Source organism: Vibrio sp. YT-19(2023) (assembly GCF_033337395.1).
Genome location: NZ_JAWOQN010000280.1, coordinates 1 through 862 on the forward strand (window position 1 = coordinate 1; position 862 = coordinate 862).

General features: G+C 48.4%; 1 protein-coding gene. It reads left to right on the top strand.

Annotation, left to right across the window (positions count from 1 at the left end; translation table 11 throughout):
* Nucleotides 1-682, top strand: a 682-nt coding sequence (locus tag R7E78_RS25415; RefSeq protein WP_318058512.1) for a DMT family transporter, incomplete at its 5' end; no start/stop codon positions are given.
* Nucleotides 683-862 lie beyond the last annotated feature (180 nt).

Below are 862 nucleotides of genomic sequence, written 5' to 3' on the forward strand. Positions count from 1 at the left end.
TTTGATCAACCCGTTGGCGTATTACTTGATCCTATTTAAAGCGTACGATTTGCTGCCCGCTTCTCAAGCGCAGGCCATCAACTACAGCTGGGCCATTACGCTAACCCTGATGGCAGCGGTGTTTTTGGGACAAAAGATTCGTGGCAAAGATTGGATAGCGTGTGGATTCAGTTACCTCGGCGTGATCGTGATCGCAACGCAAGGCAATGTGCTTGGCATGCAGTTTGAGAGTCCGCTTGGCGTTGGCTTGGCACTGCTGTCGACGTTACTTTGGGCGGGTTACTGGATTCTCAACACCAAAAACAAAGCCGATCCGGTGATTGGTGTTTTGCTGGGCTTTTTGGTTGCCATCCCATTCACAACCGAGTTGAGTTGGTACGAAGCCGCAAGCTGGCAATCTATTTCCATCAAAGGCTGGGCGGCGGTGACATACGTCGGCTTGTTTGAGATGGGAGTGACGTTTGTGCTGTGGTTGAGCGCCTTGAAGCTAACCCAAAACACGGCGCGCATCAGCAACCTGATATTTGCTTCGCCATTTATCTCGTTGATGTTGTTGGCCACCATTATTGGTGAAAAAATCCACCCATCGACGTTGATTGGACTTGTCTTAATCATCAGTGGTTTGGTCATCCAACAGGTGACTTGGGGTAAAAAAGCCAAGGCGGCGAACGCATCGCAATAGTTGGTCATGCCCGAAAAACCTAGGACAATATGAAAACGGAGAAATGAAACGAGTTGGATAAAAAAGAGAGCTCGCTAACATTTTATTGATCGAAAGTGCCTTCAGTCGCTTGGAATTGTTCAAGCGTTGGATACGATATAACCAAAGCCCAGCCGCCTAACACGGCGACATTCCTATAAA